The sequence below is a fragment of the Gordonia amarae NBRC 15530 genome (assembly GCF_000241345.1).
Lineage (GTDB): Bacteria > Actinomycetota > Actinomycetes > Mycobacteriales > Mycobacteriaceae > Gordonia > Gordonia amarae.
In genome coordinates, this window is the sequence record NZ_BAED01000033.1 from 59251 (window position 1) to 75118 (window position 15868).

At 69.5% G+C, this 15868-nt stretch carries 13 protein-coding genes; all 13 read right to left on the minus strand.

The window, feature by feature from the left end:
• Positions 1–6: 6 nt before the first annotated feature.
• The 13 genes from alr to eccCa all read right to left on the minus strand — a co-directional run bounded on the left by alr (position 7) and on the right by eccCa (position 15865).
• Positions 7–1149: an alanine racemase gene (alr, locus tag GOAMR_RS08875; protein WP_005185847.1), complete on the minus strand. Its 1143-nt coding sequence runs from the start codon at positions 1147–1149 to the stop codon at positions 7–9.
• Positions 1150–1280: 131 nt separating this feature from the next.
• Complete coding sequence (locus tag GOAMR_RS08880; RefSeq protein WP_005185854.1) at positions 1281–2699, minus strand: NAD(P)H-hydrate dehydratase; 1419 nt, start codon at positions 2697–2699, stop codon at positions 1281–1283.
• Between the two features lie 49 nt (positions 2700–2748).
• Positions 2749–4611, minus strand: coding sequence for a glutamine--fructose-6-phosphate transaminase (isomerizing) (gene glmS, locus GOAMR_RS08885; protein WP_005185857.1), 1863 nt, complete (start codon positions 4609–4611; stop codon positions 2749–2751).
• A gap of 52 nt (positions 4612–4663) precedes the next feature.
• Positions 4664–5614, minus strand: coding sequence for a dienelactone hydrolase family protein (locus GOAMR_RS08890; RefSeq protein ID WP_005185859.1), 951 nt, complete (start codon positions 5612–5614; stop codon positions 4664–4666).
• A 100-nt stretch (positions 5615–5714) separates the two neighbouring features.
• Positions 5715–5954: a hypothetical protein gene (locus GOAMR_RS08895; RefSeq protein ID WP_005185862.1), complete on the minus strand. Its 240-nt coding sequence runs from the start codon at positions 5952–5954 to the stop codon at positions 5715–5717.
• A gap of 2 nt (positions 5955–5956) precedes the next feature.
• On the minus strand, positions 5957–6637 hold the full coding sequence (locus GOAMR_RS08900) for a hypothetical protein (RefSeq protein WP_050942647.1): 681 nt from the start codon (positions 6635–6637) through the stop codon (positions 5957–5959).
• Complete coding sequence (locus tag GOAMR_RS08905; RefSeq protein WP_005185865.1) at positions 6634–6939, minus strand: hypothetical protein; 306 nt, start codon at positions 6937–6939, stop codon at positions 6634–6636. Before GOAMR_RS08905 ends, GOAMR_RS08900 begins: the two co-directional genes overlap by 4 nt.
• A 222-nt stretch (positions 6940–7161) precedes the next feature.
• Positions 7162–7854, minus strand: coding sequence for an HAD family hydrolase (locus GOAMR_RS08910; protein ID WP_005185867.1), 693 nt, complete (start codon positions 7852–7854; stop codon positions 7162–7164).
• Positions 7851–9194 carry a phosphoglucosamine mutase gene (glmM, locus tag GOAMR_RS08915; RefSeq protein ID WP_005185869.1) on the minus strand — a complete coding sequence of 448 codons (1344 nt, stop codon included), beginning with the start codon at positions 9192–9194 and terminating at the stop codon, positions 7851–7853. The genes GOAMR_RS08910 and glmM overlap by 4 nt, the downstream gene beginning before the upstream one ends.
• Positions 9195–9197: 3 nt before the next feature.
• Complete coding sequence (gene rpsI, locus GOAMR_RS08920) at positions 9198–9731, minus strand: 30S ribosomal protein S9 (protein WP_170319136.1); 534 nt, start codon at positions 9729–9731, stop codon at positions 9198–9200.
• A 35-nt stretch (positions 9732–9766) separates the two neighbouring features.
• Positions 9767–10210 carry a 50S ribosomal protein L13 gene (rplM, locus tag GOAMR_RS08925; RefSeq protein WP_005185881.1) on the minus strand — a complete coding sequence of 148 codons (444 nt, stop codon included), beginning with the start codon at positions 10208–10210 and terminating at the stop codon, positions 9767–9769.
• Between the two features lie 187 nt (positions 10211–10397).
• Entirely contained in the window at positions 10398–11660 is a 1263-nt protein-coding gene (locus GOAMR_RS08930) for a type VII secretion-associated protein (RefSeq protein ID WP_050942648.1), read from the minus strand.
• A 62-nt stretch (positions 11661–11722) separates the two neighbouring features.
• Positions 11723–15865, minus strand: coding sequence for a type VII secretion protein EccCa (eccCa, locus tag GOAMR_RS08935; RefSeq protein WP_005185902.1), 4143 nt, complete (start codon positions 15863–15865; stop codon positions 11723–11725).
• Positions 15866–15868: the final 3 nt, after the last annotated feature.

Genomic DNA, 15868 nt, shown 5'->3' on the forward strand with positions numbered 1-15868 from the left:
GGGCCTTTACGCCTCCCCGCCGATGTAGCGGCGCACCGTCCGGCCACGGATGGCGGACAGGATCTCGTAGTCGATGGTGCCGGTGGCGTCGGCCCAGTCCGCGGCGGTCGCCCCGCCCCGGTCACCCCGGCCGAACAGTTCGGCCACGTCACCTTCGGTGACGCCCCCGCCGTCGGGACCGAGGTCGATGACGAACTGGTCCATGCACACGCGGCCGATCGCCGGGAAGCTGCGTCCGTTGACGAGCACCTCGAACCTGCCGGACAGGACGCGCGGCACCCCGTCGGCGTAGCCCGCCGGGATCACCGCGACCACGGTGTCACAGGGCGCGATCCAGGTATGCGAGTAGGAAACGCCCTGCCCCTGCGCAACCTTCTTGACCAGGGAGATCTCGCCGGTGAGCGTCATCGCCGGGATCAGTCCGAAGTCGCCGCGGTCGGGCAGCGGGGTGCGCCCGTACAGCGCGATGCCGGGCCGCACCAGGTCGCGGGACAGATCCGGACGCACCAGCGCGGCCGGCGAGTTGGCCAGATGCATGAGCTGCGGCGGGGCGCCGAGCCGGGCGAGGTCGGCGGCGGCGTCGTCGAGACGTTCGGCCTGCTGAGAGTTGAGCGGATGGTCGGGTTCGTCGCCGCGCACCAGGTGGGTCATGATCGCGCGCAACGTGATCGACTCCTGCGCCTGTGCCTTGGCCAGGGCCACGGCCATCGAATCCCACTCGTCGACGGCCACGCCGCTGCGATTGAGGCCGGTGTCGACCTTGACGGTGACCGTGGTGGTCACCCCGGCCTCGCCTGCCGCCTTGACAACCGCCGCAAGCTGACGCGGTGAGGACACCGCGATATCGATGCCCGCGGCGACCGCCGCCGCGAAGTCGGTGCTCGGAGTGTGCAGCCAGGACGTGATGTGCGCGTCGATACCCGCCTGCCGCAGTTCCAGCGCCTCGGTGATGTGCGCGACACCCAGTTCGCGCGCCCCCGCGGCGAGCGCCGCCCGCGCCACCGGCACCGCGCCGTGCCCGTACGCATCGGCCTTGACCACCGCGATCACACCGGTACCCGACGTCGCCCGCAGCACCCCGACGTTGTGCGCGATGGCAGCAAGATCGATGGTGGCGGTCAGGGCGGCAGTGCTCGCTACGGTGGTCATCGCCGACCATTATCCCAGACGCCGGGTACTGCCCATGTGAATGTGCGGGTGCTTTGGGTAGTCGCACCGATCCCACAGCGTGTCCGACGACGTGACCGTCGATACATGCAGGCCAGTGCTCTCCGACCGGCTCAGGCGTTGCGTAGATCCCGGATCACCGGGCGCACCGCGGCCAGCAGCGCCGATGCCCCGATCGGCGCACCGGCGGCGGCACGTGCCGCGGCCAGAGCGTGTACCCGGGCCGCGCAGGCCCCGGCGAGCGCCGGTTCCAGACCCGCCGCCAGCAGAGATCCGGCGATGCCGGTGAGCACGTCACCCGCTCCCGCCGTCGCCGCCCAGGACGACCCCGCGTCGTTGCCGTACACCCGCCCGGTGGGGGTGGCGACCAGGGTGATCCGGCCTTTGAGCAGCACCGTCGCCCCCAGCTCGGCGGCCAGTGCGCGCACCGCCGACAGCCGGTCGTCGCCCACCCCGGTTCCCGCCAGCCGTGCGAACTCCCCGGCGTGCGGGGTGAGCAGCGTCGGGGCCGACCGGCCACGCACCAGATCGAGATTCTGCGCCAGCACGGTGAGTCCGTCGGCGTCGACGAGCACAGGCAGGTCGGTGGCCAGAACGGTGCGCAGGATCTCCAGAGCCTCGTCGCCGGTGCCCATCCCCGGACCGACCGCCCACGCCTGCACCTTGCCGGCGTCGGCGAGGCCGTTGGCTGCGACGACCTCCGGATAGTGCGAGACCACCTGATCGGCCGCCGAGCCGACATAGCGGGTCATTCCGGACGTCGCGGATACGGCAGCACCCGAGGCGAGGATCGCCGCACCCGGATACCGCGCGGAACCCGCGACGATACCGACCACACCCTGCGTGTATTTGTCGTCGGCGGGACCCGGCACCGGCCACAGCCCGGCCACGTCGGCGTCGGTCAGGGAGAACAATCCGTCGGGGGTATCTGTGGGAGGCAGACCGATGTCGACGAGGTCGATGCGGCCACACCGGGGCGCGGCCAGCAGATGCAGATTGCGGTAGGCACCGAAGGTGACGGTGATCGCGGCCCGCACCGACGGGTCGTTGACCACGCCGGTATCGGCATCGATACCCGACGGCAGGTCGACGGCGACGATCGGCGCCGTCACCTGCGCGAACACCTCGGCCGCGGCGGGGCGTAACGGACCGGTCCCACCGATACCGAGCACGCCGTCGACCACCATGTCGAGCGACACGGGCAACACGTCGACGACGCGGCCACCTGCTGCGCGCAGTGCGGCGAGTCCACCCGCGTGGGCCCTGTCGGGGACGAGGAGCACCGCCGAGCAGCGCACCCCGCGGCGGGCCAGGATCGCACCCGCATACAGGGCGTCGCCGCCGTTGTTGCCCGCACCGATCACCAGCCCCACAGCACGGCCGTAGCAGCCTCCGGTGCGGTTCAGCTCACCGATGACCGCCCGCGCCACCCCGGCCGACGCCCGCCGCATCAGTGTCCCGTTGGCCAGCAGGTCGCCGGTGGCGTGTTCGGCCACCCGGACGGCGTCGGCGGTCAGATACTGAATCGGCATCGTCGCCTCCCGGAAGACGTTGTGCGCCCGTGTTATTCGGACCTTCTGGCTATTCGACCGTGACGGACTTGGCGAGGTTGCGCGGCTTGTCGACGTCGTAGCCGCGGGCCTGCGCGACGGTCGCGGCGAACACCTGCAACGGCACCGTCGACACCAGCGGCTGCAGCAGCGTCGGCACCGCCGGGATCGCGATGAAGTGGTCGGCGACGGCGCGGGCGGCGGTGTCGGTCTCCTCGGAGATGACGATGGTAGTGGCCCCGCGCGCCTGGATCTCGCGGATGTTGCTGACCATCTTCGAATGCAGCACCGCGCGTCCCGAATGCTGCGGCATCACGATGATCACCGGCAGGTCCTGCTCGATGAGCGCGATCGGCCCGTGCTTGAGCTCACCCGCGGCGAAGCCCTCGGCGTGCATGTAGGCCAGTTCCTTGAGCTTGAGCGCGCCCTCGAGCGCCACCGGGTAGCCGACGTGCCGGCCGATGAACAGCACGGTGCTGTGGTGGGCCAGCGACCGGGCCAACTCTCGCACCGGATCCATGGTGGTCAGCACCTCGGTCACCGACGCGGGCATCGCTTCGAGTTCGTGGAACTCGCGGGCCACCTCGTCGGCGTACTTGGTGCCGCGGGCCTGCGCCAGCGCCAGACCCACCAGATAGGCGGCGGCGATCTGTGCGAGGAAGCACTTGGTGGACGCCACGCCGATCTCGGGTCCGGCATGCGTGTACAGCACGGCGTCGGATTCGCGCGGGATCTGTGCGCCGTTGGTGTTGCAGATGGCCAGCACGCGGGCCTTCTGATCCTTGGCGTGGCGGACCGCCTCGAGGGTGTCGGCGGTCTCACCGGACTGGGAGATGGCCACGACGAGCGTCGACCGGTCCAGCACCGGGTCGCGATAACGGAACTCGCTGGCCAGTTCCACCTCGACGGGCAGCCGGGTCCAGTGCTCGATGGCGTACTTGGCGAGCAGGCCCGCGTTGTAGGCGGTGCCGCACGCCACCACGAACACCTTGTCCACATCGCGCAGTTCGTCGTCGGTGAGGCGCTGCTCGTCCAGGATGACGCGGCCGTTCTCGAAGTGGCCGAGCAGGGTGTCGGCGATCGCGGCGGGCTGTTCGGCGATCTCCTTGAGCATGAAGAAGTCGTAGCCGCCCTTTTCGGCGGCGTTGAGGTCCCAGTCGATGTGGAACGGCTTGCCTTCGCGGGCCTCACCGTTGAAGTCGGTGACCGTGTACGAGTCGGCGGTGATCACCACCACCTCGTCGTGGCCGAGTTCCACGGCGTCGCGGGTGTGCTCGATGAACGCGGTGACGTCGGAGGCGACAAACATCTCACCGTCGCCGACCCCGACGACGAGCGGTGTGGACCGGCGGGCGGCGACGATGGTGCCGGGATGGTCGGAGTGGGTGAAGACCAGGGTGAACGCACCTTCGAGCCGGCGCAGGGTGGCGTACGCGCTGGCGACGAAGTCTCCGGCGGTCGCCCCCGAGGCGTAGTCACGTTCGATCAGGTGGACGGCGGTCTCGGTGTCGGTGTCGGAGGAGAATTCGATGCCCGAGTTCTCCAGTTCGCCACGCAGCGGGGCGTAGTTCTCGATGATGCCGTTGTGGACGACGGCGATCTTCTTGTCGGTGCTGATGTGCGGGTGCGCGTTGCGGTCGGTGGGCTTGCCGTGGGTGGCCCAGCGGGTGTGGCCCATGCCGGTCGTGCCGGCAAGCGCGTCACGGCCGACAGCGGCGATCTGCTTGTCGAGATTCTCCAGCCGACCTGCTTTTTTCTCGATCGTGGTGTGTCCCCGGCCGTCGACGATCGCGACGCCCGCAGAGTCGTAGCCCCGGTACTCCATGCGGCGCAGGGCCTCGACCACGATGTCCAGCGCGTCGCGCTGACCCACATATCCGACGATTCCACACATAGCTCATCAGACTACCTGCGCGAGGGTCCGGAGCCGGGTACGCACCACGGCATCAGGCCGGTGTGGCGGTGTCCTTTTTCGGCTTCGGCGGGGTCGCGCCCAGCAGCGTCGAGACCGGATCCAGCAGGTCCGGCGTGTCGTCGAGATCGAGCGTGGTGAACTCGCCGAGCACCACCTCCGGATCGCAGAATGCCTGGTACTCGTAGTCGCCGGTCAGCGAATACAGCAGATACCCGGTAAGTAACGCGCGCACCTGCGCATGCACCTTCCGGTCGGCACCGTTGATCCCGACCAGCCGTCCGGGACCGAACTTCTCCACCAGATCCGCCGAAGCACCACCGGCCAGCGTGCGCAACACCACATCCCCGCCATAGGCCACCGCCAGCGGCAACGGATTGGCGTGCACCCCGTCGAGAATCGATCCGCCGATCACGAGACCCTGCGCGGTCACCGTTTCGGCCGCCGGCAACAACTCCGCCGTGGTGGGCGCCGGGAACACCGCCGCCACCGACTTCACCGGCCGCGGCGCCTGACCGTGCAACGTCAGCGTCGAGGCGGCCATGACCGCGGCCGACGCACCGAGCCCGTCACCGGCATACCCGACCTGCTCGGGATCGACCTTCACCGCGCCGAACCCCAGCGGCACATGCGAGACCACATCCAGCGCCGACCGCAACGACGACGCCAACGCCTTGTCCGAGGCCAGCACACCCCGCTCGGCATCCGGGGCAGCCACCACGATCCCCCACGACGCCAGGTGATACAGCAGATCCCGGTACCGGCCGCTGTCGGCGAGCCACGAATGCCCGAACGCGATCGCCGGCCACCTGTCGCTGTCCCGCTTGCGCGCCGGAAGCCACGTCGACGACGACGGCGTGAACACCTGCCCCGGCATCCCCACAATGCCCAGGTCCCCACGCAACACCCGATACGGCCCACGGATCGCCAACCGGGCCATCAGCTCCTTGGGTGACTCCGACGGCTTCTTCGCTTTACCGAACACGGGTGCCAGCCTAGCCGCTGACCTCCCCTGAACACTGAGAAGACTCCGCACTTTGTTCCGAGCGTCGGCGGCACATGATGCGGAGTTTCGTTCGGACCGGTCATCGGCGGCGGGTGTGCGGGCTGCCGGAGGCGACGTCGGCGGGCAGCAGGATCCGGGGGCTGTCGGTGTCGCGCAGATCTGCCTCGCGCTGCAGCCGGTCCCGGGTGGCCGACTCGGTCGCGGCCCACGACGGACGGGCCGCCCGCGCGAGCGTTGCCCGGCGATCGGCGTAGTCGCGCAGCGCGTTGCTGACCTTGTCACCTGCACGGCGGCCGATGTCCTCGATCTCGTCGGCCACCCTCACTCGTCACCGGCCAGCGCGAGGTGGCCGGAACCGTCCGGTGGCGCGGCAGGTGAGCCGCCGGCGAGGTCGTCGGTGGCGGTAGTCAGTACCCGCAGCATCTCGGTGATGCCGTTGTCGGTGGCGTCGGCAGCGGTCTCGAACAGGGTGACACGGGCGCAGATGTCGTCGGCCAGCGTCGACGGCGTCACCGCACCGACGCGCACCGCGTCGGCCGCACCGTCGGCCGGCACACCGCATACGAGTGGCTCGCCGACCCTGTCGAGGACGCGGTACCAGGAGGTCAGGAGTTGTTCGATGCCCGAGGCGGCCGACACCGTCGCCTGCGCCCAGTCCCGCAGGACCACCAGGTCTGCGTCCACTCGTTCGCCGTGGGCGGTGACAACGCCGGTGACCTCACCACCGAGCTGGGTCCACGCCTGCCGCAACGACGCCGACTTGCCGGGGATCTGCGCGGCGAGAACCGCCAGGGCGTGGTGGGAACCGGCGAGCACGAAGGCGTCCGCGGCAAGAGCGGATACGTCGACCCTGTCGATCCGGTGGAACCGATTCCGGATGTCGGCCTCTGCGGGAACGGTTGCGCCACAGTCCCGTCCGACACCGAGGAGGGTACAGAAGGAGTCAAGACCACTGCGCGCACCGGTCCGCATGGACGTGAGCGCCGCCTCCGTCGACCTCATGGCTGCCGCCAGGACAGGGCGATCTCGGTATCGGTGTCCTCGATCAGTGACAGGCCGCGGTCCAGGTTGCCGGCGACGGTTTCGGCGTCACTTCCGTTGGTGCGCAGGTTCTCCGACATCCGTCGCGCCATCTCCGACAGCCGCCGCCGCAGCAGCTCACCGCCGGATCCACCACCCCACGAGGCGAATTCGTGCCCTGCCAGATCGGTTGCCACAGCACCGGATACGGCGGCGAAACCCTGGTAGAAGGCGATGGTGTCCCGCACCGCACCCACATCGACACGCATTTCCCCGACGGACATCCGCCACTCCCTCCCCTGTTGACAGGTGAGTGTAGCGGGGAGTCACGAAACTGGGGAGAGCCTGTTTGGACGCTGTGAACAACTCGGCCCATCCGCCGGTTGAGGTGCGAGCTTGCGAGCCTCGAAACCTCGTGAGCGACAATGTCGTCTCGCGGGATTTCGAGGCTCGTCGCTGACGCTCCTCACACCTCAATCAACAGGGGAGGGCTTTGCCGGAGTGGCTCAGACCGCGAAGCCGTGGGCGGCGAGGGCGTCGGTCAGGGCGTGCGGACGGTCGGCAGGAGGCGCGTCGTGGACGAGGGCGAACTCGCAGCCGAGAGCGCGGGCACCGCCGTCGGCCTCTTCGCTGTCGCCGACCATCAGGGCGTCGGAGGCCTCTGCGCCGAGGCCGTCGAGAGCGGCCTGGAACAGGCGCGGATCGGGTTTGATGACGCCCACCTCGAACGACAGGGCGTACGCGCCGGCCAGGTCGGTGACGCCTTCACGCGCCAGCACCCGACGCAGGTCGAAGCAGATATTGCTGACTATTCCGACCGGAATACCCTGCAGGGAAAGACTTTTCAGAACGGCGACGGTGTCGGGGTAGGGGATCCAGGACTCCGGGTCCAGCACCCGCTCATACAGCGCCTCCGCGTGACCGGGAACCGTCAGGCCCGAGGCCCGCAGGATCGACACATACGCCTGGCGATGCAGCTTCGGGTCGAGATCCCGGTTGCGCCAGGCGTTCCGGTCGTCGTCGGTGATGTCGACGGTGAGCCCGACCGGCTGGGTGAGACGGCGGATCAACTCCGCCTGGTGGTCGAGGTGGAGCGGTTCGCCGCGTTCGTCGTGCAAACCGGCGAACCACTCATCCTGATGCTCGAACCGGAACAGTGTTCCGGAGAAGTCGAACAGCACCACCTTCGGCATGCTCATGCCCCGGCCGCCGCCACCACGTCAGCGATGCGCCGTGCCGTTTCCAGGGCGGTGTCGGCGGTGCCCGCCTCCACCATCACCCGCACCAGTTGCTCGGTTCCCGACGGCCGCAACAGAACCCGGCCGTTCCCGGCCAGCTCGGCCTCGGCGGCGTCGACCGCCTGCTGAACCTCGGGTGCCCGGGCCACCGCGTGCTTGTCGGCGACGCGCACGTTGATCAGTTCCTGCGGCAGGACCTTCATGATCGCGGCCAGATCGGCGAGCCTGCGGCGGGTGACCGCGAGCTGCTCCATCAGCAGCAGACCGGTGGCGATGCCGTCGCCGGTGGTGCCGACGTCCGGGATCACGATGTGCCCGGACTGCTCACCTCCCAGCGAATATCCGCCTTTACGGAGTTCTTCGAGCACATACCGGTCGCCGACGCCGACGGTGCGGACCTCGACACCGGCATCCTTCATCGCGATATGCAGGCCCAGGTTGCTCATGACGGTGGCCACCAGCACTCCGTCTTTCAGGCGTCCGGCGGTGTTCATGGCGTTCGCGAGGATCGCCATGATCATGTCGCCGTCGACGATCGCACCGGTGGAGTCGACCGCCAGGCAGCGGTCGGCGTCGCCGTCGTGTGCGAGGCCCAGATCGGCGCCATACTCCAGCACGGCCGCCTGCAGCTTGTCCAGATGCGTTGAGCCGCAACCGTCGTTGATGTTGACACCGTCGGGATCGGAATGGATCGCGATGACTTCGGCGCCCGCGTCGGCGTACACCTGCGGTCCGAGCGTGGACGCGGCACCGTTGGCACAGTCCACCACCACCCTCACCCCGTCGAGGGACTGCCCGATGGCCGCGGCCAGGTGCTTGCGGTACCGGTCGGCGGCGTCGGGAGCGTCGTGCACCCGGCCCACCGCGGCACCGATGGGCCGCACGAACTCGGCGTCCATCGCGGCCTCGATCTGATCCTCGACGTCGTCGGGAAGCTTGTGCCCGCCGGCGGCGAAGAACTTGATCCCGTTGTCGGGCATCGGATTATGCGACGCCGAGATCATCACGCCCAGGTCGGCGCCGTATTCGGCGGTCAGGAACGCGATGGCCGGCGTAGGCAGCACACCCACCCGGATGGCGTCGACACCGGTGGCGGCCAGGCCCGCGCAGACCGCGGCCTCCAGCATCTCACCGGATGCGCGCGGGTCACGACCGACGACGGCGCGGGGGCGCCGCGACGTGTCGCCGGAAACTGTCTGAAAAACGACCGCGGCGGCCGAGGCCAGGCGCAACGCCAACTCGGGGGTGAGTTCGTCGTTGGCCAGGCCCCGGACGCCGTCGGTTCCGAAAAGGCGAGCCACGCGTCAGCGCTTGGAGTACTGCGACGCCTTGCGGGCCTTCTTCAGGCCGTACTTCTTGCGCTCGACCGCACGCGGGTCGCGGGTCAGGAAGCCTGCCTTCTTCAGGGCGGGACGATCATCCGGGGTGACCTCGATGAGGGCACGGGCGATCGCCAGCCGCAGCGCGCCGGCCTGGCCCGAGGGGCCACCGCCGACGAGGCGGGCGTACACGTCGAACGACTCGGTGCGCTCGACGGTGACCAGCGGAGCCTTGATGATCTGCTGGTGCACCTTGTTGGGGAAGTAATCCTCGAGGGTGCGGCCGTTCAGCTTGAAATCGCCGGTGCCGGGCACCAGGCGCACGCGGACGACGGCCTCCTTGCGGCGGCCGACGGTCTGGATCGGACGATCGATGACGATCGGGGCACGCTCGACGACCTCGGTCTCGGTGGCCTCGGTGTCGTAATCGTCAGCGGCGACCTCGGCGTCGTAGCCGTCCTCGGCCTGCTCGACGGCGTCCTCGATCACCTCGGCGCTGTCGACCTCAAGGTTCTCCACGTCAAGGTTATCTGCGGCGTCGTTGGTCTCGTTGCTCACTGGGCCACCTGCTTGATCTCGAAGGGCACGGGGCGCTGGGCCGCGTGGGGATGGTTCGGGCCCGCGTACACCTTCAGCTTGGAGGCGATGGCGTCGCTGAGCTTGTTCTTGGGGAGCATGCCCTTGACGGCCTTCTCCACGACGCGCTCGGGATGCGAGGCGAGCAGTTCAGCAGTGGTGCGGACCGTCAGGCCACCCGGATGCCCGGAGTGCCGGTAGTTCAGCTTGCTGTCGGCCTTGTTGTTGGTCAGGGCGACCTTCTCGGCGTTGATGATGATGACGAAGTCACCACCGTCGACGTTGGGGGCGTAGGTCGGCTTGTTCTTGCCGCGCAGCAGATTGGCGGTCTGCACGGCCAGCCGGCCGAGCACCACGTCGGTGGCGTCGATGACGTGCCACGCGCGCGTGACGTCACCGGCCTTCGGTGCGTAGGTAGGCACAGTTGGTCCTCAACTCTTCTACTTGTGAATGCTGGTCGAGTACGTGAGCAGAGGAACTCCCGGCGACCAGTGGGGACCCGGGCCTCGACTATCCGCTTACCTCAGGGCCAGGCCACAGGGGAGCCACGGATGCCACGCACCAGCGATCAAGAGTACGCGGGTCGGTGAGCCGGGGTCAAAACGCGCGTCACCGGGACCCGATCCGCACCGACGAGACGGCCTGGGCGCATTCGGTGTCGAGCGACTGGCCCTGGTCGCCACCCTGACAGCCGATGCTCACCTGCAGGCCGTCGGCCACCCGCACGTACCAGCGGATGGGGCTGCCCGAGCCGGGCGCCTCACGGTAACTGATCACCTCGCGGCCCGCGTAGCTCGTGGACGCCGAGAACTCGGTGACCGTCGCATCGCCGCGCTGCCGGATCCGGTTGCGCAGGCTCAGCCCCACCGACTGCTGGGTGGCACCGGACCGGACCGGATTCAGCACCACCAGCAGGCGCCGTCCGTCGGCCGGGTCGGCGAACACGGTGCTCCGAGGTCCCGACCGGGCGGTGCCCCCGGGCGGGTCGGTCCGGTGCCACTGCCCCGGCACCGTCAGTCGCACCCTGTCGACGGTCACCGTGTCGGCGACCGGCCCCGCCCGGGTGTCCCCGCGCAGCGCCAGCACTGTGCCGACCGTCGCCACCAGCGCCAGCAGCAGTCCGGCCACCACCGACGGGCGCCGGTACCACCGCTGCCCGCCGAACTCCGGGCCGTCCCCGGGAGTCCACGCCGGGCGAGCCGGCCGTTGCGGTGAGCCGCGCAGCCCGTAGTCGCGTACCAGGGCACGGTCGGCGGCGATCACCCTGCCCGCGACCACCGCCGAGGCGATCAGCTCGACGGCACGCGCCACCACCTCGGGATCGTCGCCGTCGACGACGACCGCGTCGACCGAATCCTCGATCACCTCACAGATCTCGGCCTCGGTCCGGTCCGGTTCGATGATCCCGTGCCCGTCGACGACCCAGCCGCGGTCTGTCCGGATCACGATCGCCACATCCCAGAACGCCGACCGTCCCGGCTCACCGGCATGGGCCGGCAGGTGGGTGGTCTCCACAACCGCGCACCGGCGCAACGCCGCGTCGGCGTGGGCGGCGGCGACGAGTGTCGCGCGCGGGGTGATCTGCACGGGCCACAGCTGTTGTGCGGCAGCCTCGTCGATGGCCTTGCGGCGCACACTTCCCCACGCGCTGGGCACCCCGACCACCAACCGCGCGGGTGCCCAGCACCGAGCGGCCCGGTACTCGGTCAGGTCCCGCAGCACCGCGGACCACATCGCCCCGACGGACTGCCGGACACCGTCGACCACGACGGTCTCGGCATCCGCCGCGTCGAGCAGCCAGCGGGTGTGGATGTCGCGGCCGTCGATGACGGCGCGCCCGTAGGCCAGGTCGGCGGGCGTCCCCGGATCCACTGTCCGCACCTGCCGATCCCTCTCCCCTGCTTGCGGATTCACGGCAGCCTGCGGTTCGGACGTCACGACGGATCCGTGTCAGGTGCCCCGGGTTCCGGGCCTGCATCGGCGGCGTCCGGTGGACTCGTCGCCACCTGCACCATCTCGGTGGGCCGGTTCCGGGACACCAGTTCGCCGCGGCCGGGCACCAGGGTCCGCATCCGCGACCGGCCGACGATGAACCCCTCCTCCCGGTCGCCGCTCATCAGCAGCACATCGCACGACAGTTCCCGCAGCCGCGTGATCAACGGGTCGTACAGCGCACGGCCCACACCGCCGGAGCGTCGGGTCAGCACAATCCGCAGACCCACATCGCGGGCATTCGCGGCCACGTCGAGCATCGCCAGCAGCGGGTTGGCGGTGGCCGTGGCCACCATGTCGTAGTCGTCGACGATCAGGTACACGTCCGGTCCCGACCACCAGCTGCGATCCCGCAACTGCTGCGGGGTGACGTCCTCCGGTGGCATCCGCCCGGTCAGATACGTGGCCAGCTGGGCCAGCATCGTGGTCGCGGTCTGCGCTGACGACGCCGAGCCCGCGAGATAGTCGTCGTCGACGACACCCAGCAGCGTGCGCCGGTAGTCGACGAGCACGATCTTGAGCTGCTCCGGTGTGGCCCCGGCGATCAGCCCGCGGATGAGGGTGCGCAGCAGGGTCGTCTTGCCGTGTTCGATATCGGCGAACGCCATCAGATGTGGTTGCCCGCCGAAGTCATGGATGACCGGCGCCAGTTCGGATTCGCCGATGCCGATCGCCACCTGACCCGGGCCGAGGGTGAGTTGCGCGGCTTCCACCGCCTCGGCGAGTTCCGTGGTCGTGATCGACATACCCAGCCTGCGCACCGGTGGCGCCGCCCGTTCGGGGAAGCGGGCACCGATCTGGGCCACCGAGGCGGCCACCGCCCGCGCCAGATCCTCTGTCGCCGCGGACATGTCGAGTCTCGGGAGGGCGATCAGCATGTGCAGCTCGCCCGGTGAGACACCCCGGCCCGGACGGTCCTGCGGCACCAGGGCCGCGGCGCGGCGGCCGAGTTCGGAGTCGATGGGGTCGCCGAGCCGCAGTTCGATACGGGTGCCGAGCAGATCCTTGATCGCGGGCCGGACCTCGGCCCAGCGGGTGGCGGTGACGATCACGTGGACGCCGTACGACAGGCCCTGCGACACGATGGCGGTGAACGTCTCCTCCAGCGATTCCAGATCGCCCCGCAATACCGAGATACCGTCGAGCACCAGGAAGACATCGCCGTGCCTGTCGTCGGCGAGATCGTCGCCGGGCGGAACGTCACCGGTCCGGAACCAATCGGCGCGGCGGGCGCGGTAGTCACGCATCGATTCGATGCCGTGCCGGGCGAAGCGCGCCTCCCGCGCGCGGACGATCCCGGCGACCTCGGCGATGGTGCGGCGAACCCCGTCCATGTCGCCGCGACCGCACACCGATCCGACGTGCGGGAGTCCGGCGAGACCGGCAAGGCTGCCGCCACCGAAGTCCAGGCAATAGAACTGGACCTGTTCCGGCGTGTGGGTGGCCGCGGCGGTCAGCACGATGGTGCGCACCGTCGTCGACTTGCCGGACTGGGGCCCGCCCGCGATGGCCACGTTGCCCGACGCCCCCGCCAGGTCGATCACCAGCGGATCGCGCCGCTGATCGGCGGGTCGGTCGACGATGCCGATCGCGAGCCGGAGCGTGCCCACGGCGGCACCGTCGGTGAGTTCACCGACGGTGGGCGATTCGTCGAGCGGCGGCAGCCATACCTCGTGGGCGGGCAGTCCTTGTCCCTCGATCCGCCCGAGCATCGTCTGTAGCAGCGACACCGTCGGCGGGGCCGGTTGCCCCGGAGGCACAGGTTGTGTGAGGAGCGGCCCATCGGGAACCGGCTCCTCGTCGAGCAGCGCCTGTGCACGATCGAGCAGCGACGGCCGTGCCGGCCTGCTCTCCGGAACCGCATCCGCCGCCACAGGTTGCGCCACCACAGGTTGCGCACTGAACGGCACGATCGTCAGCGCGGCCGCCGGCCCCGGACCGCCGGCGCCGCCCTTACCGGCGGCGGGCGGTTCATAGGGGCCGGACACATAGCAGGCGTTGAAGCGGACCGGTTCGGCGGAATCACATTTGAGATAGCCCGAACCCGGAACGCTCGGCAGATGATACGCGTCGGGAACTCCGAGAACAGATCGGGATTCGTTGGCCGAGAAGGTCTTCAGACCGATCCGGTACGACAGGTGACTGTCGAGGCCGCGGAGCTTGCCCTCCTCCAGTCGCTGCGAGGCCAGCAGCAGGTGAATGTGCAGCGACCGCCCGAGCCTGCCGATGGCGACGAACAGTTCCGCGAAATCGGGTTTCTGGGACAGCAATTCGGAGAACTCGTCGACGACGATGAACAACGCGGGCAGCGGGGCCAGATCCGCGCCGGCCAGCCGGGCCCGCTCGTAGTCGCCGACGTTCGCGAAGTTGCCCGCCGCCCGCAGGATCTCCTGCCTGCGGTTCATCTCCCCCGACAGTGCGTCCTTCATCCGGTCGACCATCGCGAGTTCCTGCTCGAGGTTGGTGATCACCGCCGCGACATGCCGGGCGCGTTCGAGCCCGAGGAAGGTGGCACCGCCTTTGAAGTCGACGAGCACCAGGTTGAGTTCGGTCGGCGAGTGGGTGGCGATCAGGGCCAGGACCAGGGTCCGCAGAAACTCCGACTTTCCCGATCCCGTTGCGCCCACGCATAATCCGTGCGGCCCCATCCCACCGTGGGCGCTCTCCTTGATATCCAGTTCCACCCGGGCACCCGTGGGCGTCCAGCCGACCGGAACACGCAGACGGTCGCGGCCCGACCGCGTCCGCCACGCCACGGCCGGGTCGAAGGCACCGGCGTCGCGGATGCCCAGGAGCGCCGTCAGACCCGGATCGGTTGCCACGGCATCGGATTCGAGGGACACCAGGGACGCCGCGGTGGTCAGCCGGTACCGGGCCAGCCGTCGGGCGGCCGCCTGCGCCTGGGCCACCGACAGGGTGTCCATGTCGGCGAACTCCTCCACCCCGGCGCTGCTGCGCGCCGAGATCCGGCCACCGGCCACCTTGAGGTGAAGTCCGCGTCGCACAGCCAGTTCCGTAGGGGTGCGAGAGATGTCGATGACGCTGACGCCGTCGACACCGGAATCGTCGGCGATGCGTTCCTCGCCGGTGACCCTGCCGTCGTCGATCACCACCACCAGATGCACCTGCCCGGCCACCGCAGGCGCCGACCGCGAGAACCGGGACCGGTCGCGCAGTTCGTCGGCGAGGGACTCCTCCAGTGCGGCCAGATCCGGATAGATCATCCGCACCGCACCCAGCGCGTCGGCATGCGACGGGTGTCCCACATGCGGTAGCCATTTGGCCCAGTCCCACTCCGGTCCGGACGGTTCGGCGGTGACCACGGCGATCCGCAGCTGATCGGGGGCGTGTGCCACGGCGAGGCTGATCAGCATGGCGCGCACCAGAGCCCGCGATTGCTGCGGCGGTCCGCCGACGGCCACCGCCGGAAAGCCGCGCAGCGAGATCGCAGTCGGCATGCCGTGCACCACCGAGTGGGTGCGCACGAACCTGCGCAACGCCACCATCGACACCGGTTCCAGATCCTCGATCGGTCCCACCTCGGGGGGCATCAGTCGCAGCGCCAGCCGATGTGCGCCGACGCCCACCCGTACATGGGCGAAATCATTGTCCCCCGAACGCCGTTCCCACATCCGGCGGGTGCCGATGATGTCCGGTGCGGTGGCCGGGTCCGGGTGACTCCAGGCCAGTGCCTCCCGCTGCTCGCGCGCACTGTCGCGGACCTGATTCCGCAGCTGGCCGAGGTACCGGAAGTAGTCCTTGCGTTCCTCGTTCAGTTCGGCCGCACGTTTGCCGCCGTTTCCCGAACGCCCGGCGGCGAACATGCCCACCATCGACATCAACATCATCATCGGGAACATCAGGAACAGCGGGTTGCTCATCATCTGTCGGCCGCCCGTCGCGAACATCAGCCCGACCATCCCGATGACCGCCACCACCATCACCACCGGCAGCAGCCGGGTCAGCAGGTTGCCGGGCACCGCGCGCGGAACCTCCGGGGGCGGCGACAACGTCAGCTCGCCGCCCGGCATCCGTGGCGGCGACACCCGGTTGCGCCGGACAAACCCCTCCGTTGTGACCACCATGCG

Bases quoted from the DNA above. Each gene is read 5' to 3' on its own strand.
- alr (WP_005185847.1), bottom strand. From the start codon at position 1,149: ATGACCACCGTAGCGAGCACTGCCGCCCTGACCGCCACCATCGATCTT.
- GOAMR_RS08880 (WP_005185854.1), bottom strand. From the start codon at position 2,699: ATGCCGATTCAGTATCTGACCGCCGACGCCGTCCGGGTGGCCGAACAC.
- glmS (WP_005185857.1), bottom strand. From the start codon at position 4,611: ATGTGTGGAATCGTCGGATATGTGGGTCAGCGCGACGCGCTGGACATC.
- GOAMR_RS08900 (WP_050942647.1), bottom strand. From the start codon at position 6,637: ATGAGGTCGACGGAGGCGGCGCTCACGTCCATGCGGACCGGTGCGCGC.
- GOAMR_RS08905 (WP_005185865.1), bottom strand. From the start codon at position 6,939: ATGTCCGTCGGGGAAATGCGTGTCGATGTGGGTGCGGTGCGGGACACC.
- GOAMR_RS08910 (WP_005185867.1), bottom strand. From the start codon at position 7,854: ATGAGCATGCCGAAGGTGGTGCTGTTCGACTTCTCCGGAACACTGTTC.
- eccCa (WP_005185902.1), bottom strand. From the start codon at position 15,865: ATGGTGGTCACAACGGAGGGGTTTGTCCGGCGCAACCGGGTGTCGCCG.